Source organism: Streptomyces sp. NPDC001851 (assembly GCF_040297165.1).
In the GTDB taxonomy this organism is placed as follows: Bacteria; Actinomycetota; Actinomycetes; order Streptomycetales; family Streptomycetaceae; genus Streptomyces.
The window spans coordinates 139482-165281 of the sequence record NZ_JBEOYR010000022.1; the positions used below are offsets into that span (position 1 = coordinate 139482).

Annotated in this window: 12 protein-coding genes; 5 read left to right on the top strand and 7 right to left on the bottom strand. The window is 70.8% G+C overall.

What is annotated here, in order from left to right:
* Window positions 1-142: 142 nt before the first annotated feature.
* Complete coding sequence (locus ABT171_RS29400; RefSeq protein ID WP_351248996.1) at window positions 143-541, bottom strand: YybH family protein; 399 nt, start codon at window positions 539-541, stop codon at window positions 143-145.
* A 476-nt stretch (window positions 542-1017) separates the two neighbouring features.
* Between ABT171_RS29400 and ABT171_RS29405 the strand changes: the two genes are divergently transcribed.
* On the top strand, window positions 1018-3579 hold the full coding sequence (locus ABT171_RS29405) for an ATP-binding protein (RefSeq protein WP_351248998.1): 2562 nt from the start codon (window positions 1018-1020) through the stop codon (window positions 3577-3579).
* An 89-nt stretch (window positions 3580-3668) separates the two neighbouring features.
* Here ABT171_RS29405 and ABT171_RS29410 read toward each other — a convergent pair whose 3' ends face one another.
* Together ABT171_RS29410 and ABT171_RS29415 are read right to left on the bottom strand one after the other, a co-directional pair.
* On the bottom strand, window positions 3669-4430 hold the full coding sequence (locus ABT171_RS29410) for a thioesterase II family protein (RefSeq protein WP_351249000.1): 762 nt from the start codon (window positions 4428-4430) through the stop codon (window positions 3669-3671).
* A 14-nt stretch (window positions 4431-4444) separates the two neighbouring features.
* Window positions 4445-6037, bottom strand: a complete 1593-nt coding sequence (locus tag ABT171_RS29415) for an aspartate aminotransferase family protein (protein WP_351249002.1) — start codon at window positions 6035-6037, stop codon at window positions 4445-4447.
* Window positions 6038-6198: 161 nt separating this feature from the next.
* On the opposite strand from ABT171_RS29415, the gene ABT171_RS29420 reads away from it, so the two are divergent.
* On the top strand, window positions 6199-6693 hold the full coding sequence (locus ABT171_RS29420) for a flavin reductase family protein (protein WP_351249004.1): 495 nt from the start codon (window positions 6199-6201) through the stop codon (window positions 6691-6693).
* A gap of 155 nt (window positions 6694-6848) precedes the next feature.
* On the opposite strand, the gene ABT171_RS29425 is transcribed toward ABT171_RS29420, so the two are convergent.
* Window positions 6849-7793: an NAD(P)-dependent oxidoreductase gene (locus ABT171_RS29425; RefSeq protein ID WP_503077115.1), complete on the bottom strand. Its 945-nt coding sequence runs from the start codon at window positions 7791-7793 to the stop codon at window positions 6849-6851.
* 59 nt (window positions 7794-7852) lie between these two features.
* Between ABT171_RS29425 and ABT171_RS29430 the strand changes: the two genes are divergently transcribed.
* Together ABT171_RS29430 and ABT171_RS29435 are read left to right on the top strand one after the other, a co-directional pair.
* On the top strand, window positions 7853-8314 hold the full coding sequence (locus tag ABT171_RS29430) for a MerR family transcriptional regulator (protein ID WP_351249008.1): 462 nt from the start codon (window positions 7853-7855) through the stop codon (window positions 8312-8314).
* A gap of 137 nt (window positions 8315-8451) precedes the next feature.
* Window positions 8452-9708 (top strand): cytochrome P450 family protein, encoded by a 1257-nt coding sequence (locus ABT171_RS29435; protein ID WP_351249010.1) that lies wholly within the window; start codon window positions 8452-8454, stop codon window positions 9706-9708.
* Between the two features lie 228 nt (window positions 9709-9936).
* Here ABT171_RS29435 and ABT171_RS29440 read toward each other — a convergent pair whose 3' ends face one another.
* The 3 genes from ABT171_RS29440 to ABT171_RS29450 all read right to left on the bottom strand — a co-directional run bounded on the left by ABT171_RS29440 (window position 9937) and on the right by ABT171_RS29450 (window position 13196).
* Window positions 9937-11415, bottom strand: coding sequence for a flavin monoamine oxidase family protein (locus ABT171_RS29440; protein WP_351249012.1), 1479 nt, complete (start codon window positions 11413-11415; stop codon window positions 9937-9939).
* Between the two features lie 150 nt (window positions 11416-11565).
* A complete protein-coding gene (locus ABT171_RS29445; protein ID WP_351249014.1) occupies window positions 11566-12744 on the bottom strand; it encodes an acyl-CoA dehydrogenase family protein in 1179 nt (392 codons plus the stop codon).
* 59 nt (window positions 12745-12803) lie between these two features.
* Window positions 12804-13196, bottom strand: coding sequence for a YybH family protein (locus ABT171_RS29450; protein ID WP_351249016.1), 393 nt, complete (start codon window positions 13194-13196; stop codon window positions 12804-12806).
* A 258-nt stretch (window positions 13197-13454) separates the two neighbouring features.
* Between ABT171_RS29450 and ABT171_RS29455 the strand changes: the two genes are divergently transcribed.
* The coding region (locus ABT171_RS29455) for an SDR family NAD(P)-dependent oxidoreductase (RefSeq protein ID WP_351249018.1) at window positions 13455-25800 on the top strand (12346 nt) is incomplete at its 3' end.

Genomic DNA, 25800 nt, shown 5'->3' on the forward strand with positions numbered 1-25800 from the left:
CGTGGTAACCGCGTGTTCTGGAGGGATCGACAGGAAGCCCCTGTACCGGCGGGAATTACTTCGCCGGTACAGGGGCGGAGGGGGACGGAACTCGCCGTAGCGGAACTCGCCGTACGGCGGGTGGGTGCGGTGGGCGACGGCGTTATGCCGCGTGAGCGTCCGCCACGGGACGGTCGATCGCGAGGCGCCACTCGCCGTTCTCGTCCCGGGTCAGAACGTCGGTGCACGTCCCGCGGACGTGGGTGACCTCGCCGTCCGGGCCGGGGACGTCGAGGCTGTAGTCCACGATGAGCAGCGAGGTGTCGCCGGTCGTGTAGGTCTGCAGCACCTTGGAGTTGATCTTCGGGCCCATGGCCAGGAAGTCCTTGAAGAACTGCGTACGGGCGGCGCCCGTGAGCGGGCTGCCGGAGATGTTGGAGATCGCGTCGCTGGTGTACATCGAGTCGTACAACGCCCCGTCGCCCTCATTGAAGATGCGGACGAAGAGTTCGTTCTGCTTGTGGGGGTCTTCGGGAATGTCGAAACCGAGGCTGCCACTCATGCGGTAACTGCTCCCAACTCTCCGGTGAACCGTGCAAAGGCTGCCGCAAAGCATCGCAGAAGCTCTTCGTGTCTCGGTCACGGACCGGTAACCTGGCATTCTGCGGAGCAATGGTGAGTCAAGGGTTACCTGGGGGTGGGTGCGGCCCACCCCTCGGCGCCCCCGGCGAGTTTCAGCCATGCCAATTGCTTTCCTCAAAGTCAGTACTTACCCTGAAGTTGGCCCATGTCCGAGGGCCGGTCGGGAATGTCGTCGAGGCGTGGGGCGGCTGGAGAGATCGTGGGGGGAGCGGATGCGAGGGGGTCTCGTTCGTCCTTCGCAGACTGATCACATCTCTCTTTACGGCGCCCTTATTTGCCGCATGTCCGGCATTCCCCTCAGTTCTGTGCAATTCGCGCAAAATGGTCCAAACGTTATGGTTGCATGATTCTGTACCGCACTAGGGGGAAGCTGTGCAATTTCAGATCTTGGGGCCTATGGAAGTATTCGACGACCGCTGCTCCCTGGCGCTAGGCGGGACCAAGCAGAGAGCGACTCTCGGCTATCTGCTGCTGCAGGCGAATCGCGTGGTGGCGACCAGTCAACTGCTGAACGCCCTGTGGTCCGTCGACGATGCCCCCATCTCCGCGCGGAAGATACTGCAGAACGCCGTCTGGGGGCTGCGGCGAGTCCTGACCAGGGGGGAATCAACGGATACCGCTCTGGTGACCCAGGCGCCCGGCTACAAGCTGAGCGTTGACGCCAACGACATCGATCTGTTCCGCTTCCAGCGCCAGGTGGACGCCGGGCGGGACGAACTCGCGGCCGGTGAGCCGGAACAGGCCGCACGGATCCTCAAGGGCGCCCTCTCCCTGTGGCGCGGCCCGGTCCTCGCCGACCTGGTCGAGGCGGGCATCAACTGGCCCGAGCTGTCCGCCGCGCAGAACGCGCAATGGGACGCCATGGAGGACTACTTCGAGGCGGAGCTGGCCTGCGGACGCCATCTCGCGGTGCTCGGCGAGCTGGAGGCCATGGTCGAGAGCATGGCCCTGCGGGAGCGGTCCTCCGGCCAGCTGATGCTCGCGCTCTACCGCAGCGGACGGCAGGCGGACGCGCTCAGCGTCTACAGCCGGGTGCGTACCGCACTGGTGGAGGAACTCGGCCTCGAACCCGGCCGGGATCTCCAGCTGCTGCAGCAGGCGATCCTCGCGCACGACCCGTCCCTGATCCCGCCCAGGGTGCCGGGGCACGGGGAGACGGTCGTCGTACGGGACAGCGCACCCCGCGCACCTGAGGCACCACCCACCGACCGGACTCCCGCCGTGGTGGGCACGCACCTCGCGACGGCCTCCACGTCCCGGACGCGGGCCTCCGCCGAGGCGCACCCGGCCGCCAGGCCCGAACGGCCGGCCGGCGTACGGGGAAGCGGGCTCAGGAGCGGACAGGCCGGCGCCGCCCCTGTGTACGACTCGGGTGACCTGGCTCACGCTATCGCCGAGCAGCACGAGGCGACAGCACGCTCCCATGAACCGTTACCGCACCGTGAGTTCGCGGGGGCACCCCGATCCGTCACCGGCAACGGACGGCGCAAGTCCGTCAGCGCCCTGCTGGTGCGCACCCAGCTCGGCCCGGAGGCGGCCGACATCGACCCCCTCCGTATCGACGAGACGCTTGAGGACGTCGCCCACCGGATCCGGGAGAACATCGAGCACTTCGGAGGGACCGTCAGCGCGAGCATCGGATCCGTGTCGATGGCGCTGTTCGGAGCCCACGGGGAGTGCGAGGAGGCCGCCGAGCGCGCGGTGCTGGCGGCCGTGACCATCCGCGAGGAACTCCGCGCGGGCTCCGGAGCCGTCGTCCGCACGCCGTCCCTGGCCAAGGGCCTCTCCTTCCACGCCGCCATCGTCACCGGAGAGGCGCTGGTGCGCTACCAGCCCGACGGCGACAGCCCGCTGTCCATCACCGGGACGCTGTTCGACCGGGGCCACGCGCTGCTCTCGCACGCCGGCGCGGGCGAGATACGGTCCTGTGACGTCACCCGCAGGGCCACCGAGCCCTCGGTCGCCTACGGCCGCAGCGACGATCTCGGCGAGTGGACCGTCCAGGGTGTCAGCAAGGAGAGCATGGGACAGGACTCCATGCCCACCGTGGAGCGGGAGTTCGAACTGGAGCTGCTGCGCGGCCTGGTGGAACGGACCCGGCACCGGTCCACCACCCACCTGGTGACCGTCCTCGGTGACGCGGGTACGGGCAAGACGCGCTTCCTCACCGAGTTCGAGCGCCAGAACAGCGACCGGTCGTATCTGGCCCGGTTCCGCGAGCTCTCCGGGGGCGTCCAGGTGTCGTCCACCGCCGTGACCGACCTGAGCCCCGTGCACGCGGTGCAGCGTGAGCTGGTCAGCGCCATCTGCTCGATCCAGCCGGGTGATTCGACCCGGGCCGCGATGGAAAAGCTCGTCGGCACACTGCGGCGGCTCGTCGACGACGAGGCACGGGTGGGCCGGCTGCTGGAGTGCCTCGCCCCGTACATCGACCCCGAGGCGGGAGAACTGGCCCTGTACGACCCGGAACTGGAGCTGATCGCCTGGCAGCAGTTCCTGGACCGCAACACGCTCGACAAGCCGCTCGTCCTCGTCATCGACGATCTGCACCAGGCCGACGACAGCCTGCTGGACTTCGTCTCGGGCTTCGCCGACATGTCACGGGTGCCGGTGTTCGTGGTGGCCTCGGCCCGGCCGGAGCTGCTGGAGCGCCGGCCCGAGTGGGGCGGCGGCAAGCGCCATGTCACCACGATCACTCTGGAAGCGCTCTCGGACGCCGCGGTGGACGAGCTGATCGACTTCATGCTGTCGCCCGCACCCAGCGAACAGAAGGGACTGACCCACTGGTTCCGCAAGCGGCTGTACGCCACGGCGGGCGACCGGCCCGACGAGCGCCGCACGTACGTCCGCAATCTGCTGAGCATGAGCGCACCGGGGCGGTTCTTCGCCGCGAACCACAGCCCCCGCTGTGTGACCTCCGCCGCACCGCTGGTCTCTTCCGGCACCGGGCGGATCTAGCAAGTCCGTAGCAGCAGTCGAGGCAAACGTTGTCACCTGGTCCGAGTCCGTCCCCCGGGGGACCACTCGGACCAGGTCTTTCCGGCCTGTCAGGCCGCCGATCCGCCGCGCGCGCCGGCGTCCAGGCGGGACACGATCACCTCGGCGACGTCCTGCGTACGGTCGTCGAGATAGAAGTGGCCGCCGGTGAAGACGCGTACCGCGGTCGGAGCCGTGGACAGCTCCCGCCAGGCGGCCGCCTCCTCGACGGTGACGACGGGATCCGCGTCACCGACGAGCACGGTCAGCGGACAGTCCAACGGCCGCCCCGGCTCCCAGGCGTAGCCCGCGAGCGCCCGGTAGTCGGCACGCAGCACCGGCATGATCATCTCCATCAGCTCCGGATCGTCGAGCACCCGGCTGCCCGTGCCGCCGAGCCTGCGGATCTCGGCGCGCAGCTGGGCGTCCCCCAGCAGCCGGTCACTGCGATGCGGACCGGTGGACGGTGCGCGGCGCCCCGACACGAAGAGATGCACGGGGCCGGAACCCGCCTGCCGATCCAGCCGACGCGCCGTCTCGTACGCGACGATCGCGCCCATGCTGTGGCCGAAGAAGGCGTACGGCCGCCCACCGGCCTCCCGCCGCACCTGCTCCGCGAGCAGATCGGCCAGCACACCGAGGTCCTCGACCCCCGGCTCCAGCCGACGGTCCTGCCGCCCGGGGTACTGCGTGGACAGCACCTCCACCGCCGGTGACAGCGCCTGTGACAGGCGGAGGTACGCGCTCGCCGCACCGCCCGCGTGCGGGAAGCAGAACAGCCGCCGCGCCCCGGCGCCGGCCGTGCCGAACCGCCGGAACCATGCGCCAGGCATGACCCGCCCCCCTGTCACGAACCGGAGAACCGCTGCTCGTCCTGGTCCCGCAGGATCTCGCAGAGCTCCCGCAGGGCCACGGCGAGCCGGTCCACCTCGGGCTCGGTCAGCAGCACCGACGGTTCGAACCGCAGGGTGTTCACGGCGCTGGCGGTCGGGAACGTCCGGATCCGGTGGGCGCGGAACAGATAGCCGGCGACGACATAGCCGAAGGTGTCGGTTGCGGCTGCCTCCCGGATTGCCGCCACGCTCGATCCGGACTGGTCATGGAATTCCAGTCCCAGCATCAGCCCCTTCCCCCGCACGTCCTTGACGACCTCGGGGAACTCCTCGCGCAGCGCCCGGAACAGGGCGGTCAGCCGCTCGCCCCATTCCCGCGCCAGCCGGTATGCCCGGCCGTCCTCGGCCTCCAGGAGCTCCAGCACCTTGAGGGCCAGCGTGGAGGAGAAGGTGTCCTTGGCGAACGTCGAGCTGTGCACCAGGTCGAATTCGGGGCGGAACCGGCTGCCGCGTACGAGGGTCACGGCCGTCTTGGCGATGCCACCGCCCAGGCTCTTGGCGAGCGTGTAGTAGTCCGCCCGCAGCCCGATGAGGGAGCTGGCGAAGAAGGCACCGGTGCGGCCCATGCCGCTCTGGATCTCGTCGATCACGATCGGGCAGTCGGCCGTCGCGCAGGCCCGCTCGATCGCGGCGGCGAGTTCCCGGTCGACCACCTTGATGCCGCCCTCGCCCTGGATCACCTCGAAGACGAACGCGCCGAACACCGGGAAGTCCCGCTTCACGACCTTGATCTCGCCGGCTTCCACGACCATGTCGTAGACGGCGCCCCGCTCCTCCTCGAAGACCTTGGCGAGGGCTTCGGGCTGGTCGAAGGGGATGAACCGGGCCTGCGGGGCCATCGCCGTGAACGGTGTGCGGAACGAGGCGTTGTGGGTCAGCTGGACGCTTCCGACCAGCTTGCCGTGGAAGGAGCCCTCCAGCGTGAGGAACAGCGGGGGCCTGGCCGTGCGCTGAGCGTTCTCCCGCAGGAGGCCGGCGGTCAGCCGCTCGAAGCCACGGACATCGTTCGAGCGGTCGGCCGCGGCGATCCCCAGGACGACGTACGCCGACTCCGCGATCTTCGCGGTGCCGTCCTGGAGAGCGGTGCGCGCGGCGTCGACGTGCGCGGAGATCTCCTGGCCGAGCGCCTGGATCTTCAGTATCCGGTCGAACTCGGCGTGCTTGAGGGCCACTTCGACGGATTCGGCGCCGCTGTTCGAGAACACCGCGAAGTAGGGCTCGTCGACGCCGAATTCACGGTGCAGGATGGTGTTGAGAGTCCGGGCGACATTGCTCGCCGCGGGCTGCCGGGACGCCTGCGCCAGCACCGGTGTCCGGGCGTCCAGGAATTCCTTGGCAGTCGCGACGATTTCCGGGTGGTTGTGTCCGAGAATGAGCGCGCCATAGCCTCCCGCGTAGTCGAGAACGGATATCCGCTCGCCCTTGTCGTCGATGTAGTGGAGCGTGTTTCCCTCGCCCTGCACGTACTCGACGTCGACGCCGAGCATGGACAGCCACTGCAGCATCATCGGATCGGCGAGTTCGAGCTCAGAAGTCTGTGAGGCCATGGGCCGACCATACGGGTGCGCCTGAATTCGGCTGCCAGTGTGCGGTCATGGAGCGGTAAGCGAGAAGAGGGCGGGCCGGTTCGGTTAGCGATGCGTGACCTTGCGATGGACAGTCCGTCCCGGGGCGTGGATACGTTGGCCGCATGTCCAGCAACGGGCGAATGACGCCAACTCTTGCGCCCGCCTCGATGCGCGAGGTGATGTCCCGGTTCGCGACCGGTGTCATCGTGCTCACCGTCGGCGGTGAGCACATCCATGGCATGACGGCCAACGCGTTCACTTCGGTATCCCTGGAGCCGCCACTGCTGCTTTGCTGTGTGTCCCGCAGTGCGGTGATGCACAAGTCCGTCTCGGCCGAGCGGCGTTTCGCCGTGTCGATCATGGGGGCCGACCAGGAGCCACTGGCGCGGTACTTCGCGGACAAGGAACGGCCGCTGGGGCCGGCCCAGTTCGACACCGTCGACTGGCGCCCGGGTCCCCGCACGGGAGCTCCGCTCCTGCACGGTGCGCTGGCCTGGCTGGAGTGCGAGCTCACCGAGTCGCACGACTCCGGAGACCACTCGATCTTCATCGGGACAGTGCTGAGCTCGTCCCGGGGCACCGGTGAGGACGGGCTGCTGTTCTTCGACGGAAAGTACCGGCGAACCGCTTCCTGACGCCGCTGGACAACCGATGACGTTCCGAACCACGGGAACGGCCCTCGTACCGGGTGGAATTCCACTCGCTACCAGGGCCGTTTTTCATGTCTGCCGATGACCGGACGATGACCGCCGGGTGTGCGCCGCGAACCTTGAAGTAAGTACTTGAGTGGTCAGGGCACCTGGGATAATTTCCCAGGACGTCCGACCGGGAGGTCATTCGTGTCATTCATGAGCAGTTCCGAAATCCGGGAGAACCCCTCACCCCCGTGGCCCGCCTCCACCGCACGGAGCGCGACGTCCCAGGCGGCGCCGAGCACGCCGGTGTCGATCCCGTGCGCTCGGGCGGTGCGTACGACATGCTCCATCCCCGCCGACGCGGACAGGATGCTCGACCGGTCGCCGGGGTGTTCGCCGGCCGTGATCCGCTCCGCGTAGCCGCCGACAATGCCCGGCAGTGCCCCCATTCCGGCCTGGGCGAGCGGGGCCAGAGCGGTGGGCTCGATGCCCTCCGCCCGTGCCAGGGCGAAGGCGTGGACCACACCGCTCATGGACGTCCAGAAGATGTCCAGCAGTGCCACGTCGAACGCCGCCGCCCGGCCGGGATCCGTCCCGAGGTGCAGACCCGTGCCGCCGAGCGCGTCCAGCGTCGTGCGATGGCGCGCGTACACGTCCTCGGGACCGCTGTAGAGGATCGTGGCGCCCGGCCCGCCGATGGTGTCGGTCGGTGTGATGATGGCGCCGTCGAGGTAGTCGATGCCGCGCGGGGCGGCCCAGGCGGCCATGGCCCGGGCCTGGCCGGGGGAGTCGGCGGTCAGATTCACCAGCGTACGGTCCCGCAGGGCGCCGGCGGCGGGGTCGACGATCGCGTGCACCGCCTCGTAGTCGAGCACACACACCACTGTCAGCGGTGCCGCCGCGACCGCCTCGGCGGCCGAACGCGCGGCTACCGCGCCCCGTGCGGCGAGGGAGTCCGCCTTGGACGGCGTGCGGTTCCACACGGTCGTGGGATGGCCGTGGTCCAGAAACGCTCCGGCGAGCGCCTGCCCCATCGGGCCGAGCCCCAGCACGGTCACAGGTAAAGGACGGCTGTCACAAGGAAGTTGATGATTGACCATGTTTGAGAAGCTAGACCCTCACGTCGACGCGAGAGTCAAGCCCGTGTGGCGGAGGTCACATGCGCATCGGTGAGCTGTCGCGGCGGACCGGCATCAGCCATCGGGCGCTGCGCTACTACGAGGAGCAAGGACTGCTGCGTCCGTCGCGCCGGCCGAGCGGGTACCGCGAGTACTGCGAGGCCGATGTGCTGACCGTGCGCCGCATCCGCGTGCTGCTCGCCGCCGGGCTCGGCACCGCCACGATCGCCGACGTGCTGCCCTGGCTCGTCGGGGAGCACGCGGACCACACCGTCCACGGGCCCGAGCTGCGTGCCATTCTGGACGAGGAGCGCACCCGCATCAGCGGCGAGATCAGCGAGTTGGGCTCGGCGCTCGCCATGCTCGACTCCGTGATCGAAACGCCGTTGCGGCTGCAGTCGCCGGAGCGCTCGCCGGTGGGCCAGCCGGTGTCCGGGCGGGTTCTGGGAGCACTGCAGAATCGTCACTGTCGTGCTCGGGACACACAACTCGCCGTGACATGACCGCGCTCGGCCGGGCGAGGCGCCGCGCCGCAGCCGCAGAGCGGCTGGTGAGTCGGCGATTACAGGTGCGTCCCTACGCTGGACACGCCCCGGCGCCTTCCGGGGAATCCAGGTCGCTCATCCCGTGGGAGTCAGCAATGACCAGTCAATCCTGCCCGTACACCATGGACCCCGCCGGCCGCGACATTCAGGGGGAAGCGGCTCTGCTCAGGGAGAGGGGACCCGCGACGCAGGTGGAACTGCCGGGCGGCGTCGTCGTCTGGGCGGTCACCGACACCGCCCTGATCAAGCGGCTGCTGACCGATCCCCGAGTGTCCCGGGACGCCTACCGCCACTGGCCCGCCTGGGAGAACGGTGAGGGGGAACTGGCCAAGAACTGGTCGATGGCCATGTGGATGGCCGACCGGAACATGATCACGGCCTACGGCGACGAACACCGGCGGCTGCGCAAGCTGGTCGCCAAGGCCTTCACCGCCCGCCGGACCCAGGCCCTGCGCCCGCGGATCGAGGCCATCACGGCGGCCCTGCTGGACGAGATCGAGGCGAAGGGCCAGGGACAGCCCGTCGATCTGCGCAGGGAACTGGCCTATGCCCTGCCCACTCAGGTGATCTCCGAACTCCTCGGCGTCCCCGACCGGATACGCGATGAGCTGCTGGGCGTCATCGGTGCCTGGATGACCAGCCAGGACTCGCCGGAGGACGCGGCCCGCTACGCGATGCGCGGATACGAGCTGCTGGTCGAGCTGATCGCCCTCAAGCGCGCCGAGCCCGCGGACGACCTCGTCAGCGCCCTGATCTCGGCCCGTGACGACGAGGCGGGCGCCGGACTGTCCGAGCAGGAGCTGGTCGACACCGTCCTGCTGATGTTCACCGCTGGGCACGAGACCACCGCCAACCTGCTCGATCAGGCCGTCTACACCCTGCTCTGCCACCCCGGGCAACTGGAGCTGGTCAGGAGCGGCGCGGCAACGTGGGAGGACGTGATCGACGAGACGCTGCGGCTTGAGGCCCCGTTCGCCAATCTGCCCATGCGCTATGCGGTGGAGGACATCGAGATCGCCGACGGCGTGACCATCCCGAAGGGCGACGCAATGATCATTTCCTTTGCCGCCTCCGGCCGGGACCCGCTCGTGCACGGTGCGGACGCCGACCGCTTCGACGTCACGCGCGCCACCCGTCGTGACCACATCGGCTTCGGCCACGGCGTGCACCACTGCGTCGGCGCGCCCCTCGCGCGCCTGGAGGCGGAGATCGCCCTGCCCGCGCTGTTCGCGCGGTTCCCGGGCCTCACCCTGGCCAAGCCGGCCGACGAACTGCTGCCCCTGGAGTCGTTCATCTCCAACGGCCACCAGGAGCTGCCGGTCCACCTCGGGCTCACGGCCGCGCGCAGCTGACCCGGCTGCTTCCCGCACACAGGGGCGCCCCCCGGAACCGTCCGGCGGGCGCCCCTCTGCGTTGACGTGGAACATGCGAACACGACCGGCCGGACGACGTAACCGTCCCCGGGCTCGGTGGGCGGCACCTCGCCCGCCCGCAACGCGGCGCCGGCCCCCACGACATGAGCGACCGGCCGCCGACCACGTCGGCGACCGGTCGCTCGGTGACGGTGGGAACGCCGGCGGCTAGCGGGCCGCTGCCGCGGTCGTGCCCGCGGCGATGGCCACCGCCTGCTTCGCCGCTGTGAAGCCCGACTCGACCGCCCCGTCGATGTAGCCGCTCCAGCCGTTGGCGATGTCACTGCCGGCGAACACGATCCTGCCCTGCGGCTGCTGGATCGCGCGGAACGGACCGGTCAGCTCCCCGGGATGCCTGCACGCCCAGCCGCCCTGGGAGAACGGATCGGCGGCCCAGCTCTGCGCCTTGGCGGCCACGACCTCGACCTCCGGCACGATCTTCCGCAGCTCGCTCTGGACCACGGCGGGGTCCGAGCAGTCGAGCGTGGGGTCGTACGCGAAGCCGAACATCAGCGTTCCGCCGTCGGGGAGCGTCGCGTGCGGACGGACCGCGCCGAGCCTGGTGCCCTCCGCCGGGTTCGTCGCGAACAGGCCGGTGTCGCCCTTGACGTGCAGCCAGAGCTTCTGCACGTTGGGAACGCCCATGCCCGCCTTGGACGCGCTCTGGTACTCGCTGGGCAGCGCCGGGCTGAACGAGATGGTCTTCCAGATGTTGACCGGCACGGCCAGCACGGCGACCGGTGCCGTGAAGACCTGACCACTGCGGATGGTGACGCGCACCCGGCCGTTGCTCTGCTCGATCCTGGTGACCGGCGACGCGAGGCGCAGATCGGCCGCCGCGTCCTTCAGCATGTTCTGGAGCAGCTGACCGGTACCCAGCTTCGGGTGGTACGTGTTGATACTCAGGTAGCCCTCGAAGGTGTACCCGGACAGGGCCCACGACTGCGCGAGCATCGTGAACGCCCCACGCGTGCTGGAGCCGCCCGACAGCCCGCCCGTGGCGCCGTTGATCCAGCTCTCGTCCTCGGGGGAGAGCCGGAGCTGGTTGAGGCGGTCACGCATCGACAGCTTGTCGAGGTCCTGCAGCAGGTCCGCCCGGTACAGCGGCTCGTACGGGCGCGGGAAGTAGTCCTTCGATCCGTCGAACATCGGGCTGAACAGGCTCTTCAGCCGCGGAATGACATCTGCGGTCGGAACGGGAGCGAACCCGCCGTCCTTGGGGAAGTAGTAGCGGTCCGCCCCCACGCCCGTCGCCAGTTCGGTGCTGTACCGCTTGACCTCGTTCCAGACGTACGGCTGCTTCTCGTCGACGGCCTCGCCGCCCATCTCGACGGTGACCCCGTTGAAGTCGGCCGTCCAGGTGCGCCCGCCGATCCTGTTGCGCGCCTCCAGGATCAGCGGCCTCAGACCCTTGGCCCGCAGCTCACGGGCGGCCGTCACGCCGGCGAAACCGGCACCGATGACGATCGCGTCGTACGAGCCCTTCCCGGCGGAGTCGTCCGAGGAGCTGCTTGCGGACGCGAGGTTCGCGCCGACCACCCCCGCCGACGCGGCGAGCGCGGTCGTCCCCGCGACCTTCAGAACCCTGCGCCGGGGCAGTGCGTGTGCCGGTGCACTACGAGCGGGCCGGTTGGTGCTGTTGTTCACAATTCCCCCATCAGGGTTCCGGTGTGGCGATGTGTGCGAGCGGACGGCTCCCAGGGCGGTCGCCCTGTGAAGCCGTCCGCGGATGGTGTCGATCGAGTACGTGCAGGGATGACCTGCCGCCGCACGGGTGCGGCGGCGGAACCGGGGACGTCAGAGGAAGAGCGTGTCCGGGTCGAGCCCGAGCAGGAAACGTCCGTGCAGTTCGAGGTTGGTGTAGGGCGTCATCATCCCGTGGCGCGAGAGGCCCTCCATGTCCCGGTAGAAGCGCTGGAAGGGCTCCTTGCGGGCGAGCGCGGAGGCGCCGGTGACATCGTGGAGCTCCTCGACGGCCTCCTTCGCCAGCTGGATCGCGAAGCCGGACCGGCCGCGCACCGTGACGCTGTCCTCCACCGACGGGTGTTCCCCGGCGTCGGCACGCTGCTGCAGGAGCTGGACACAGCCGTCGACGAGCGCCCTGGCCGCGGTGATCCGGTTGGCCGCGGAGGCCACCTTGACCTGGGTGAGCGGGTGCTGGGCCTGGTCCGTCCAGTTCGTGTACGTGATGCCCCGCCCCGGAACACGCGCGACGAACGACTCGTACGCGCCCTGCGCGATGCCGAGGTACACGGCGAGCGACACGGCCGAGACATAGGTGATGAGCCCGTAGTTACGGCCCGTGGCACCGGCGTTGGAACGTCCGCCGGTGGTGCCGGTGACCAGTTCGGCCGCGCCGGCGACACGGCGCGCCGGGACGAACACGTTCGTGGCCGTCGTGGTGAAGCTCCCGGTGCCGATGGCCGCGGACACATGCCAGTCGTCGGCGATGTCCAGCTCGTCCATCGGCACGAGCGCGTACACCGGCTCCGGTGTCCCGTCCGGGTGTTCCACGATCGCGGCCACGAAGTTCCACCGCGCGCCACGGCAGCCGGTGTTGAAGTTCCAGCTCCCGTTGAGGACGTAGCCCCCGTCGGCAGGGGTCGCGCTCGCGGTGGGCGCGAGCCCTCCGGAGATACGGACATCGCCGTCCGCGAAGATCTCCTCCTGCACCTCGTCCGGGTAGAGCGAGGCCACCCAGGCGCCCTGCACCCAGGCCCCGGCCACCCACCCCGTCGAGCCGCAGCCCCGGGAGATCTCCTCGACGACCGCGATCTGGTCGGCGAGCGAGGCCTCGTACCCGCCGAACCTGCGGGGCACCGCCAGCCGGAACACACCGGCCTTCTCCAGCAGTTCGATGTTCTCGTCGGGTATCCAGCGCCGGTCCTCGGCCTCGGTGCCGTTCTCCCGGAGCTTCGGAACGACCGCCTTCACCGCGTCCAGTACGGACGCCACTTCGACGTCGGGCGTCGTCATCGTCTCTCCTCTTTCCGGTGGTTGGTCATTGAGCGGCAATCGCCCGGCCTGTGGGGGCACTAGCCCTCGCCGAAGGGGTTGTCCACGGCGAAGCGCCACTTGCCGTCCCGGCCGCGCCGCAGCACGTCCAGGCCGGTGCCCGACAGGTGCTGCTCGCCCTCCGGGTCGGTCACGTCGATCGTCCAGTCGACGACCAGCAGCGCCGTGTCACCGGTGACGTGCGACTCGCGCAGGCTGGCGGTCATTTTCGGCTTCAGCGCGATGAACTCCCGCAGTGCGTCCTTGCGTGCCTGCCCGGACAGCGGATTTCCCGGCTCCCAGACGGAGATCGCGTCATCGGTGTACATACGGTCGAGCGTCTCGATGTCACCGGAATTGAAAGCCTGCACATACAGCTTTCCGTGCTCTTCCGGGTCGCTGGCGAGGTCGGTGTTTTCGAGAGTGTTTGCCATGTCGAGGCTGCTCCCACTTTCGCTGTAGAGGCCGGCGGTTGGGCGTGGCGGTTGAACGTGGCCCGAAGGTAACCGAACGCTCTTCACCGGGGGCTCATCGCCAGGCAATGGGCAGCTCACCGCGATGCTGGTCAGAGGGGAGTTACCGGCACATTACTGCCCACTGGGGCCCGCATAGTCAGACTGTCGATCACATTCCCGAAATTACTTGGGCTGTGGTTGTCGACTTGAGTCGGCGAAGAAGGGAACCGCTCGGCCATGAAGGAAATCGCTGTTGTCGGGTTGTCCTGCCGACTGCCGAAGGTCTCGGGGCCCCGGGCGTTCTGGGAGCTGCTGCGCGCGGGCGGGAGCGCCGTCACCGAGGGGCCGGACGGCCGTCGCGGCGGATTCCTGGACTCGGTCGGTGAATTCGACGCCGCGTTCTTCGGGGTATCGCCGCGAGAGGCTGCCGCGATGGACCCGCAGCAGCGGCTCGTCCTCGAACTCGCCTGGGAGGCGCTGGAGGACGCGGGCATCGTGCCCACCACGCTCGCCGGCAGCCGTACCGCCGTGTACGTCGGAACCCTGCGCGACGACTACACCAGCCTGCTCTACCAGCACGGCGCCGCGGCGATCACCCAGCACACCATGACCGGCCTCAACCGCGGAGTCATCGCCAACCGGGTCTCGTACCACCTCGACCTGCGCGGACCCAGCCTCACCGTGGACACCGCGCAGTCCTCGTCGCTCGTCGCCGTCCACCTCGCCTGCGAGAGCCTGCGGTCCGGCGAGGCCGAGACGGCGATCGCCGCCGGAGTCAACCTCAACATCCTCGCCGAACACACCGTCACCGAGGAGCGGTTCGGCGGCCTGTCCCCGGACGGCGAGAGCTACGCCTTCGACGCCCGGGCGAACGGCTTCGTGCCCGGCGAGGGCGGCGGCGCGGTGATCCTCAAGCCGCTGGACCGCGCTCTCGCCGACGGCGACCGCGTCTACGGAGTCATCCGCGGCAGCGCGGTCAACAGCGACGGAGCCACGCCCGGGCTGACCGTACCCAGCCAGGACGCGCAGGAGAGCGTGCTCCGGCAGGCGTACGAGCAGGCCGGCATCGACCCCCACACCGTCCAGTACGTCGAGGCGCACGGCACCGGAACACCGGTCGGCGACCCGATCGAGGCGGCGGCGCTCGGCGCGGCACTGGGCGCGGGACGACCCGACGGGGACCGGCTGCTGATCGGCTCGGCCAAGACCAACGTCGGCCATCTGGAAGGCGCGGCGGGCATCGTGGGCCTGCTCAAGGCGCTCCTCAGCCTGCACCACCGCGAGCTGCCGCCCAGCCGCAACTTCGAACGGCCCAACCCCGCCATCCCCTTCGACGCGCTCGGCCTGGCGGTACAGCGCGCGGTCACACCGTGGCCGCGCCCGGACCGACCGCTGCTCGCAGGCGTGAGCTCCTTCGGCATGGGCGGCACGAACTGCCATGTCGTCGTCGGCGAAGGACCCTCGGCCGGCCCCGGACCGGGAGAGCGGGCCGACCTCCCCGCCGTACTGCCGTGGATCGTCTCCGGGCGCGGTGCCGACGCCCTCAGCGCCCAGGCGGCACGGCTGGGTGACGCCGTACGAGAGACGGAACCCGCCCAGGACCCGGTCGACGTGGGCTGGTCGCTCGCCGCGACCCGAGCGGTCTTCGACCACCGGGCCGTCGTACTCACCCCAGGCGCCGGCACATCGCGCCACACGACGGCCGCAACCGGCGGTCCGGATGAAGCCACCGCGAGCGGAGGCCCCCGGGAAGACACCCGGAGCCGTGACGCCGTGCGTGAAGCACTGCTCCGCGGCCTCGACGCGCTGGCCACCGGCCGCCCCGCCCCCGACGTCGTCTCCGGCAGCGCCGGGCCCGGACGCCTCGCCGTCCTGTTCACCGGCCAGGGAAGCCAACGCGTCGCCATGGGCCGCGAGTTGTACGCCGCCTACCCCGCGTTCGCCACCGCCTTCGACGACGTCTGCGCCCAGCTGGACCCGCTCCTCGGACGGCACGTCGCCCACATCATCGCCTCCGGCGCCGGACTCGACGACACCGCCTGCACACAGCCCGCCCTGTTCGCCGTCGAGGTCGCGCTGTTCCGCCTCGTCGAGTCCTGGGGCGTACGCCCCGACCTCCTCGCCGGGCATTCGATCGGCGAGATAGCCGCCGCGCACGTGGCCGGGGTCCTCTCCCTGGCGGACGCCTGCGCGCTCGTGGCCGCCCGCGGCCGGCTGATGCAGGCACTGCCCGCCGGCGGTGCCATGATCGCCGTCGCGGCGGCCGAGGACCGGGTACTGCCGCTGCTGGCCGGTCGCGAGCAGGAGGTCGCGGTCGCCGCCGTCAACGGCCCCCGAGCCGTGGTGATCTCCGGCGAGGAGGAGGCCACCGCCGACGTCGCCGCCCGGCTCGCCGCGTCGGGGCACCGGACCAAGCGGCTCACCGTCTCCCACGCCTTCCACTCGCCGCTCATGGAGCCGATGCTGGAGGACTTCAGGGCGGTCGTGGAGACGCTGGACTTCCGCCCGCCGCACCTCGGCATCGTCTCCACCGTCACCGGCCGCTCGGCCGGCGCCGAGCAGCTGTGCTCCCCGGAGTACTGGGTGGACCAGGTGCGACGCCCGGTGCGCTTCCTGGACGCGGTACGGACGCTGGAGGCCGAGGGCGTCACCACCTACCTCGAACTCGGCCCGGACGGCGTATGCGCGGCCATGGTCGCCGATGCGGTCCTCGACCCCGGCCCGGCCGCCGCCGTCGCCGCCCTGCGGGCGGGCCGGTCCGAGCCCGCCACGCTGGTCGGCGCGCTGGCGACCGTCTTCGTACGGGGCGGACACGTCGACTGGACCGCCGCGTACCAGGGCACCGGTGCGCGCCGCGCCGAGCTGCCCACGTACGCCTTCCAGCGCGAGCGGCACTGGTTCGACACGAACACGCGAAGGGCCCTACCGGCGGGCTCCGACGCACCCGGCGCCGCGCCCGACGCCACCCCGGACTCCGGCACACGACCGGACGGGGGCAGGGACCGGGGGCGGGACGCCGTACGGGACGAGCGTGCCGTCGCGGACCTGGTGACCGCCCATATCGCGGCGGCCCTCGGACACGCCGACCACCACCGCGTCGAGCATCACCTCACCTTCAGGGAGCTCGGATTCGACTCCCTGCTGGCCGTCGAGCTGCGCTCCACGCTCGCCGCCGCCACCGGTCTGCGACTGCCCACCGGACTGCTCTTCGACCAGCCGACGCCCGCCGCGCTCATCGCCCACCTCGTGACCCGACTGCTGGGCACGGACACGACGGACGCGGTCCCCGCCGCACCCGGCCCCGCCGACGACGGCGAACCGATCGCCGTCATCGGCATGGCGTGCCGGTACCCCGGCGGGGTCGCCACCCCCGAGGACCTGTGGCGACTCGTCGCCGACGGAGTGGACGCCGTCTCCTCCTTCCCCACCGACCGCGGCTGGGACGAGGACCTCTACGACCCCGACCCCGACCGGACCGGCCGCAGCACCGTCGACCAGGGCGGATTCCTCCACGACGCCGGCCGGTTCGACGCCGCCTTCTTCGGCATCTCACCGCGTGAAGCCCTCGGCATGGACCCCCAGCAGCGACTGCTCCTGGAAACCGCCTGGGAGACGGTCGAACGTGCGGGGCTCGACCCCCGCACGCTCAGCGGCAGCCGCACCGGCGTCTTCGTCGGCGCCACGGCCCTCGACTACGGCCCCCGCATGCACGACGCGGACAGCGCCGTCGAAGGCCATGTCCTCACCGGCACCACCGCAAGCGTCATGTCGGGCCGCATCGCCTACCAGTTGGGCCTCCTCGGACCCGCCGTCACCGTCGACACGGCCTGCTCCTCGTCGCTGGTCGCACTGCACATGGCTGTGCGCTCGCTGCGCTCGGGCGAGTCGTCGATGGCGCTGGCCGGCGGTGTCACGGTCATGTCGTCGCCCGGCATGTTCGTCGAGTTCTCCCGGCAGCGCGGGCTCGCCGCCGACGGCCGCAGCAAGTCGTTCTCCGCCGACGCGGACGGCACCTCCTGGGCCGAAGGCGTGGGGCTGCTGCTCGTCGAGCGGCTCTCCGAGGCGCGCCGCAACGGCCACCCGGTGCTCGCCGTGATCCGCGGCACCGCCGTCAACCAGGACGGCGCGTCCAACGGACTGACCGCACCCAACGGCCCCTCCCAGGAACGGGTGATCCGCCAGGCCCTGGCGGACGCGGGCCTGACGGCCGCGGACGTCGACGCGGTCGAGGCGCACGGCACCGGGACCCGGCTCGGCGACCCGATCGAGGCCGAGGCGCTCCTGGCCACATACGGTCATGACCGCGCCGGCCGGGAACCGGTGTACTTCGGGTCACTGAAGTCGAACATCGGCCACGCCCAGGCGGCCGCGGGCGTCGGCGGCGTCATCAAGATGATCCAGGCGATGCGGCACGGCATACTGCCGCGCACGCTGCACGTCACCGAACCGACCCCGCACGTCGACTGGTCCGGCGGATCGGCCGAGCTTCTCACCGAACAACGGGACTGGCCGGTGACCCGCCGTCCGCGGCGCAGCGCCGTGTCCTCGTTCGGGATCAGCGGCACCAACGCCCATGTGATCATCGAGGAGCCCGAGCCCGAGCCCGAGCCCGAGCCCCTGCCCGCCCCCGCCGCGACGGGGGACAGCCCGACCCGGACCGTCCCCTGGGCGATCTCCGGCCGGTCGGACACCGCCCTGCGTGCCCAGGCAGGACGGCTGCGCGACCATCTGCTCCGCAACCCGCAGCCGAGCCCTTCGTCCGTGGGACGCGCCCTGGCCACCACGCGTACCGCCTTCGAAGAGCGAGCCGTCGTCACCGGCACCGGCATCGACGACCTCCTCGCCGGCCTCGACGCACTCGTTCGTGGCGAGGACACCCCCCGCGTCGTGCGCGGCAGCGCGGCCCGCACCGGCCGCACCGCATTCCTCTTCACCGGCCAGGGGGCCCAACGCCTCGGCATGGGACGGGAGTTGTACGAGACCTACCCGGTCTTCGCCGAGGCATTCGACGCCGTGTGCGCCGAGCTCGACGCCCACCTGGACCGCCCGCTGCGCACCGTGATGTCCGCGGACCGGGACGTGGACGAGAGCGTGGACGAGAGCGGAGCCGGTGTGCCGGACGGCGCGGAGCTCCTGCACCGGACCACGTACACCCAACCCGCGCTGTTCGCGGTCGAGGTCGCGCTGACCCGCCTGCTGGAGCACCACGGACTCACCCCGGACCTCGTCGCCGGTCACTCGATCGGCGAGCTGACAGCCGCGCACATCGCGGGGGTGTGGTCCCTCGCCGACGCGGCCCGCCTGGTCGCCGCGCGCGGCCGCCTCATGGAAGCGGCCCGCGAAGGCGGCGCCATGATCGCCGTCCAGGCCGGCGAGGACGAGATCCGCGAGACGCTCGCGGGCCACGAGCAAGCCCTGGCCATCGCCGCCGTCAACGGCCCCGAAGCGGTCGTGATCTCGGGCGACGCGCCCGCGGCCCTCGCCGTCGCGGAGACCTGGCAGGCCCGTGGCCGCCGCACCCGCAGGCTCCGGGTGAGCCATGCCTTCCACTCACCGCACATGGACGAGGTGCTGGAGGACTTCCGGGCCGTCGCCGCCGAGCTCACCTACCACGCGCCCCGGATCCCGGTCGTCTCCACCGTCACCGGCGAGCCGGCCCACGCCGACGAACTGCGCTCCCCGGACTACTGGGTACGCCAGATCCGCGAACCCGTCCGCTTCCTCGACGCCGCACGCACGCTGGAGACCCAGGGTGCCACCGTCCTCGTCGAGGTCGGCCCCGACGCCGTCCTCGCCGCCATGGCGGCCGACTCGCTCACCACCGGGGCGGCCACCGCGATCGCGCTCCAGCGCGCGGGCCGCGCAGAGCCCGAGGCCTTCGTCGCCGGACTCGCCCGGGCCCACACGGCGGGCGCCGCCGTCGACATGGCGTCCTTCTTCCCCGGCGCCCGGCCCGTCGAGCTGCCCACATACGCCTTCCAACGCGAGCACTACTGGCTCCTGCCCGAGGCACGCGGCGACGCCCGCCGTCTCGGCCTCGACCCGACGCACCACCCGCTGCTCAGCACCGCGGTCGAACTGGCCGGCCGCGACGAGACCGTCCTCACCAGCCGTCTCTCGCTCTCCAGCCACCCCTGGCTGGCCGACCACAGCATCGAGGGCACGGTCCTCGTCCCCGCCACCGCCTTCCTCGAACTGGCCGTGGCGGCGGGCGACCGCACCCCCGCCCGCCATGTCGCCGAACTGACCCTGGAAGCGCCGCTCGTGCTGCCCCGACGCCAGGCCGTGCGCGTCCAGGTCGCGGTCGCCGCACCGGACGCCGCCGGCAACCGGCCCTTCACGGTGCACGCGAGCCCCGACGCCGGTGACGACGAGTCACGCATCTGGACCCGGCACGCCTCCGGCCTGCTGAGCGCCGCCGCTCCGCCCGCGCGGGACCTGCGCGAGTGGCCGCCCCCGGGCGCCACGCCGGAACCGATCGCCGACGCCTACGAGCGGCTCGCCGCCCTCGGGTACGGCTACGGCCCGGCCTTCCAGGGACTGCGGGCACTGTGGCGCGCGGGCGACGACCTCTACGCCGAGCTGCGGCTGCCCGAGGACCAGCGCGCGACGGCAGAGCGGTACGCCCTGCACCCCGCCCTCCTCGACGCCGTACTCCACCCGCTCGTCCTGAGCACCGCCGAGACCGGTCGGCCCGACCTCATCCGGCTGCCGTTCGCGTGGGGCGCCGTCGCCGTGCACGCCACGGGAGCGACGGAGCTGCGCGCGCACATCGCCCCGACCGGCCCGGACACCGTCACCCTCACCCTCGCGGACGGCACCGGCGCGCCGGTCGCCACCGTCGGGTCGCTGGCCCTGCGGCCGATGCCGAAGGAGGCGCTACGACAGACGACGGGCGAGGTGCGGGACGCGCTGTTCGCCGTGGAGTGGCAGCGGATCGCGGTGCCACGGGCCGTCGGCGGAGAGACGGATGGCACGGACGTCGTCGTACGGATTTCGGGGGACGGGGCTGCGGAGCGTGCCCTGGATGTGGTCCAGCAGTTCCTCGGTGATGCGGCGGTGGAGGACGGTTCGCGTCTTGTGGTGGTGACGTCGGGCGCGGTTGCGGCCGGTGAGGGTGAGGACGTCACGGATCTGGGTGCGGCGCCGGTGTGGGGTCTGGTGCGGGCGGCGCAGTCGGAGCATCGGGGCCGGTTCGTGCTGGTCGATGTGGACGGTGGTGGGGAGGAGCTGGTGGCTGCGGCTGTGGCGTCGGGTGAGCCGCAGGTCGCGGTGCGGGGTGGGGAGCTGTGTGTTCCCCGGCTGACCCGTAGTTCCCCGTCCGCGGCTGACCGGCCCGTGCTCCTCGATCCCGACGGCACGGTCCTGATCACCGGCGGCACGGGCGGCCTGGGCGCCGTACTGGCCCGGCATCTGGTGACCGGGCATGGCGCACGGCGTCTGCTGCTGCTGAGCCGACGCGGCGAACAGGCCCCAGGCGCGCCCGAACTGCGCGACTCACTCGAAGAGCTGGGCGCGCAGGTGACTGTCGTGGCCTGTGACGCAGCCGACCGGGACGCCCTTTCCGAGGTCCTCGCCGGCATACCCGCCGACCATCCGCTGACAGCCGTCGTGCACACCGCAGGTGTCCTCGACGACGCCACGATCGAGTCACTGAACCAGGACCGGCTGGCGGCCGTGCTGCGCCCCAAGACCGATGCCGCACGCAACCTCCATGAACTGACGCAGGATCAGCACCTCAGCGCCTTCGTGCTGTACTCGTCCGTCTCCGGCCTCCTCGGCACCGCGGGACAGGCCAACTACGCGGCCGGGAACACCTACCTCGACGGCCTCGCCGCGCACCGACGCGCACACGGACTGACGGGACTCTCCCTCGCCTGGGGCCTGTGGAGCGGCGAGCACGGCATGGGCGGCTCCCTCAGTGAGCCCGACCGCGCCCGATGGGCCCGCTCCGGCATCCTGCCGCTTCCGCCCGAGCAGGGCCTCGCGCTCTTCGACGCCGCGCTGGCGGCGGACACGGCCCTCGCCGTGCCCGTACTGCTCAACCCCGGCGCGCTGAACGCGGCCGACGAACTGCCGTCCCCGTTGCTGCGCGGACTCGTCCGCGCGCGCCCCGCCCGCCCCGCCGCCAAGACCGCCGGTGGCGCGACACCAACCGATGCCGTCTGGGCGCGGCGCATCGCCGAACTGCCCGAGGAGGAGCGACTCGACGCCGTACTCGACGAGGTGCGCGCCGTCGTCGCGTCCGTGCTGGGCCACCGGGACCCGAACGGCATCGATCCCGAACGCGCCTTCAAGGAGATCGGCTTCGACTCACTCGCCGGTGTCGAACTGCGCAACCGGCTCGGCACGGTCACCGGACTGCGCCTGCCCCCCACCGCCGTCTTCGACCACCCCTCACCCAAGGCACTCGCACGCCATCTGCACAGCATGGTGGCCGGGACCGCAAGCACGACAACGCCACGCGCGACCGCCGTGGCTGCCGCAGACGAGCCCATCGCCATTGTGGGCATGGCCTGCCGCTTCCCGGGCGGTGTGAACTCGCCCGAGGACTTGTGGCGGCTGGTGGCGGACGGCGTGGACGCGGTGGGCGAGTTCCCGGTCAACCGCGGCTGGAACCTGGACGAGCTGTACGACCCGGATCCGGCGCAGCCGGGCACGTCCTACACCCGGCATGGTGGATTCCTCCACGACGCCGACGAGTTCGACCCGGAGTTCTTCGGGATGTCACCGCGCGAGGCGGTGGCAACCGATCCCCAGCAGCGACTGCTGCTCCAGGCGGCGTGGGAGACGTTCGAGAGCGCGGGCATCGACCCGGCCACCGTACGGGGCACCAACACCGGCGTCTACGCGGGTGCCATGTACGACGACTACGCCTCACGCCTGGCCAAGAGCCCCGAGGAATTCGAGGGCTTTCTGCTGGCGGGCAACCTCTCCAGCGTGGTCTCCGGGCGGCTGGCCTACACGTACGGTCTGGAGGGCCCGGCGGTCACGGTGGACACGGCGTGCTCGTCCTCCCTGGTAGCGCTGCACCTGGCGGCCAACGCGCTGCGCCAGGGGGAGTGCGACCTGGCGCTGGCCGGCGGCGTCACCGTCATGTCGGGACCGAACACCTTCATCGAGTTCTCCCGTCAGCGTGGGCTCTCCGAGGACGGCCGGTGCAAGTCGTTCTCGGCGGCTGCGGATGGTACGGGTTGGTCGGAGGGTGTGGGGTTGTTGTTGGTGGAGCGGCTGTCGGATGCCCGGCGCAATGGGCATCGGGTGTTGGCGGTGGTGCGGGGGAGTGCGGTGAATCAGGATGGTGCGTCCAATGGTCTGACGGCGCCGAATGGTCCTGCGCAGGAGCGGGTGATCCGGCAGGCGTTGGCGAATGCGGGTGTGTCGGCTGCGGATGTGGATGTGGTCGAGGCGCATGGGACGGGAACGAGGCTGGGTGATCCGATCGAGGCGCAGGCGTTGCTTGCCACGTATGGGCAGGGTCGGCGGGATGGCCGGCCGTTGTGGTTGGGGTCGTTGAAGTCGAACATCGGGCATGCGCAGGCTGCTGCGGGTGTCGGTGGTGTGATCAAGATGGTGCAGGCGATGCGGCATGGTGTTCTGCCCAGGACGCTGCATGTCGATGAGCCGTCTCCGCATGTGGACTGGGAGGCGGGAGCGGTGTCGTTGCTCACCGAGGCCCGGGAGTGGCCGGTGACGGACACACCCCGCAGGGCCGGGATCTCCTCCTTCGGGATCAGCGGTACCAACGCGCACATCATCATCGAGCAGCCGATCGAAGCCGAGACGGAGGCCAGTGCTTCCGCCGGCCCGGCCGGCGCGACCCCCCTGTTCCTCTCCGCGCGGAACGAGGCCGGACTGCGCGGACAGGCCGAGCGGCTGCACGCCCATCTGACGGCCCACCCCGAACTGCCTCTGGTGGACGTCGGGTTCTCGCTGGCGACGACCAGGGCCACCCTGGAACGGCGTGCCGCGGTCGTGGGCGAGGACCGTGCCGAGATCCTGCGCGGCCTCGACATCCTGGCACAAGGGGAGAAAGCCGCCGGTGTCGTACGCGACGACAGCGCCGTCTCCCGCGGGAAGACCGCGTTCCTGTTCACGGGGCAGGGCAGCCAGCGCCACGGCATGGGCCGCGAACTCCACGCAGCGGAACCCGTGTTCGCACGTGCGTTGGACGAGGTGTGCGCGTACCTGGACGACCGACTCGGACGGCCGCTGAAGGACGTTCTGTTCGCTCCCGCCGACTCCGCGGACTCGGCGCTGCTCGAACAGACGGCCTTCACCCAGGCCGCGCTCTTCGCCCTGGAGGTCGCCCTGTACCGCCTGGCCACGAGCCGCGGGGCCGCTCCCGACTATCTTCTCGGCCACTCCGTCGGCGAGATCACCGCGGCGCATGTGTCCGGCGTGCTCTCTCTCCAGGACGCCTGCGCGCTCGTCGCGGCCCGCGGCAGGCTCATGCAGGCAGCCCGCGAGTGCGGTGCGATGGCCGCCCTGCAGGCCACCGAGGACGAGGTGCGCGTCACCCTCGCCGAGTACGGCGACGCGATCGCCGTAGCCGCCGTCAACGGCCCCCGAGCCGTCGTCGTCTCCGGCGACGAACCCGCGGTAGACAAGATCACGGCACTGTGGCGGGCCAAGGGCCGCAAGAGCAAACGGCTCCCGGTCAGCCACGCCTTCCACTCACCCCATATGGACGAGGTGCTGGACGAATTCCGTGCCGTGGCCGCACAGCTCACCTTCCACGAGCCGCGCATTCCCGTCGTCTCCAACGTGACCGGTGAACTCGCCACCGGCGAACAGCTGCGGTCGCCCGACTACTGGGCACAGCACATTCGCCAAGCCGTCCGTTTCCACGACTGCGTACGGTTCCTCGAAGCGCAGGGCGTCACCGACTACCTGGAGCTCGGCCCCGACGGAGTGCTGACCGCGATGGTGCAGGACTGCCTGTCGGAGGAGGCCGGCGCCATCACGCCGATGCTGCGGGCCGGGCGACCGGAAAGCGTCACCCATACGACGGCCCTGGCCCTGCTGCACCTGCGGGGCGGCGCCCTCGACCCGGCGGCGACCTACCCCGGCGGCCGCCGCGTCGACCTGCCTACGTACGCCTTCCGCCGCGACCGTTACTGGCTCACGTCATCGACGGCTCCGCTGGACGTGGCGGGACTCGGTCTGCACGCGACGGACCATCCACTGCTCGGCGGGGCCGTAAGCATCGCCGACCGGGACGCCCACCTCTTCACCGGCAGGGTCTCCCTTTCCACCCACCCGTGGCTCGCCGACCACCGGGTCCAGGGCTCGGTGTTGCTGCCGGGCACCGCGTTCCTCGAACTCGCACTGCGCGCCGGCGAACAGGTCGGGTGCGAGCGCGTCGAGGAGCTGATGCTGACGGCTCCGCTGGTGATCCCCGAACGCGGTGGTGTCCAGCTTCAGATGGTCGTTGCGGAACCGGATGATTCCGGTGGCCGGCGGATTGATGTGTTCGGGTGTGTGGAGGGTGATGGGGGTGGGTGGACCGGGCATGCCAGTGGTCGGTTGGTGGCTGGTGTGGGTTCGGGTGAGGGGTTGGGTGTGTGGCCGCCGGTGGGTGGTGTGGAGGTGGATGTTGAGGGTGTGTATGGGCGGTTGGCTGAGGCTGGTTTTGGTTATGGTCCGGGGTTTGCCGGTCTTCGGCGGGTGTGGCGGGGTGAGGGTGAGGTGTTTGCGGAGGTGGTGTTGGGTGAGGAGTGGCGGGTGGATGCGGGGCGGTTTGTGGTGCATCCGGCGTTGTTGGATGCGGCGTTGCATCCGTTGTTGCCTGGTGTGGTGGAGGGGGATGTTCCGGCGCGGCTTCCGTTTGCGTGGGGTGGGGCTGAGGTTCATGCGGTGGGGGCTTCCATGCTGCGGGTTCGGCTGAGGAGCACGGGTGCGGACACGGTCGCACTGACCGTGGCCGACCCCACCGGAGCGCTGGTCGCGTCTGTCGACGAGTTGGCTCTACGGCCGGTGGCCGTGCAGGCGACCGTCCGCAGCGATGGTTTGTTCCGGGTGGAGTGGCGGCGGGTCGCGGTGCCGGAGGTTGCTGGGGGTGGGGCGGATGTGGTGGTGCGGCTCGCGGGTGAGGAGGCGCCGCGTCGGGCGTTGGCGCTGGTGCAGGAGTTCCTCGGTGATGAGGCGGTGGAGGAGGGTTCGCGTCTTGTGGTGGTGACGTCGGGTGCGGTTGCGGCCGGTGAGGGCGGGGACGTCACGGATCTGGGTGCGGCGCCGGTGTGGGGTCTGGTGCGGGCGGCGCAGTCGGAGCATCCGGGCCGGTTCGTGCTGGTCGATGTGGACGGTGGTGGGGAGGAGCTGCTGGCTGCGGCTGTGGCGTCGGGTGAGCCGCAGGTCGCGGTGCGGGGTGGGGAGCTGTGTGTTCCCCGGCTGACCCGGGCGACCACGGCAGGAGACGGTGAGGGATTGCGGTTCGATTCCGACGGGACCGTGTTGATCACGGGGGCGACGGGTGCGCTTGGTGGCGTACTGGCCCGGCATCTGGTGACCGGGCATGGCGCACGGCGTCTGCTGTTGCTGAGCCGGCGTGGCGAGCAGGCTCCTGGGGCGGCTGAACTTC

Bases quoted from the DNA above. Each gene is read 5' to 3' on its own strand.
- ABT171_RS29400 (WP_351248996.1), bottom strand. From the start codon at position 541: ATGAGTGGCAGCCTCGGTTTCGACATTCCCGAAGACCCCCACAAGCAG.
- ABT171_RS29405 (WP_351248998.1), top strand. From the start codon at position 1,018: ATGGAAGTATTCGACGACCGCTGCTCCCTGGCGCTAGGCGGGACCAAG.
- ABT171_RS29410 (WP_351249000.1), bottom strand. From the start codon at position 4,430: ATGCCTGGCGCATGGTTCCGGCGGTTCGGCACGGCCGGCGCCGGGGCG.
- ABT171_RS29415 (WP_351249002.1), bottom strand. From the start codon at position 6,037: ATGGCCTCACAGACTTCTGAGCTCGAACTCGCCGATCCGATGATGCTG.
- ABT171_RS29420 (WP_351249004.1), top strand. From the start codon at position 6,199: ATGACGCCAACTCTTGCGCCCGCCTCGATGCGCGAGGTGATGTCCCGG.
- ABT171_RS29425 (WP_503077115.1), bottom strand. From the start codon at position 7,793: ATGGTCAATCATCAACTTCCTTGTGACAGCCGTCCTTTACCTGTGACC.
- ABT171_RS29430 (WP_351249008.1), top strand. From the start codon at position 7,853: ATGCGCATCGGTGAGCTGTCGCGGCGGACCGGCATCAGCCATCGGGCG.
- ABT171_RS29435 (WP_351249010.1), top strand. From the start codon at position 8,452: ATGACCAGTCAATCCTGCCCGTACACCATGGACCCCGCCGGCCGCGAC.
- ABT171_RS29445 (WP_351249014.1), bottom strand. From the start codon at position 12,744: ATGACGACGCCCGACGTCGAAGTGGCGTCCGTACTGGACGCGGTGAAG.
- ABT171_RS29450 (WP_351249016.1), bottom strand. From the start codon at position 13,196: ATGGCAAACACTCTCGAAAACACCGACCTCGCCAGCGACCCGGAAGAG.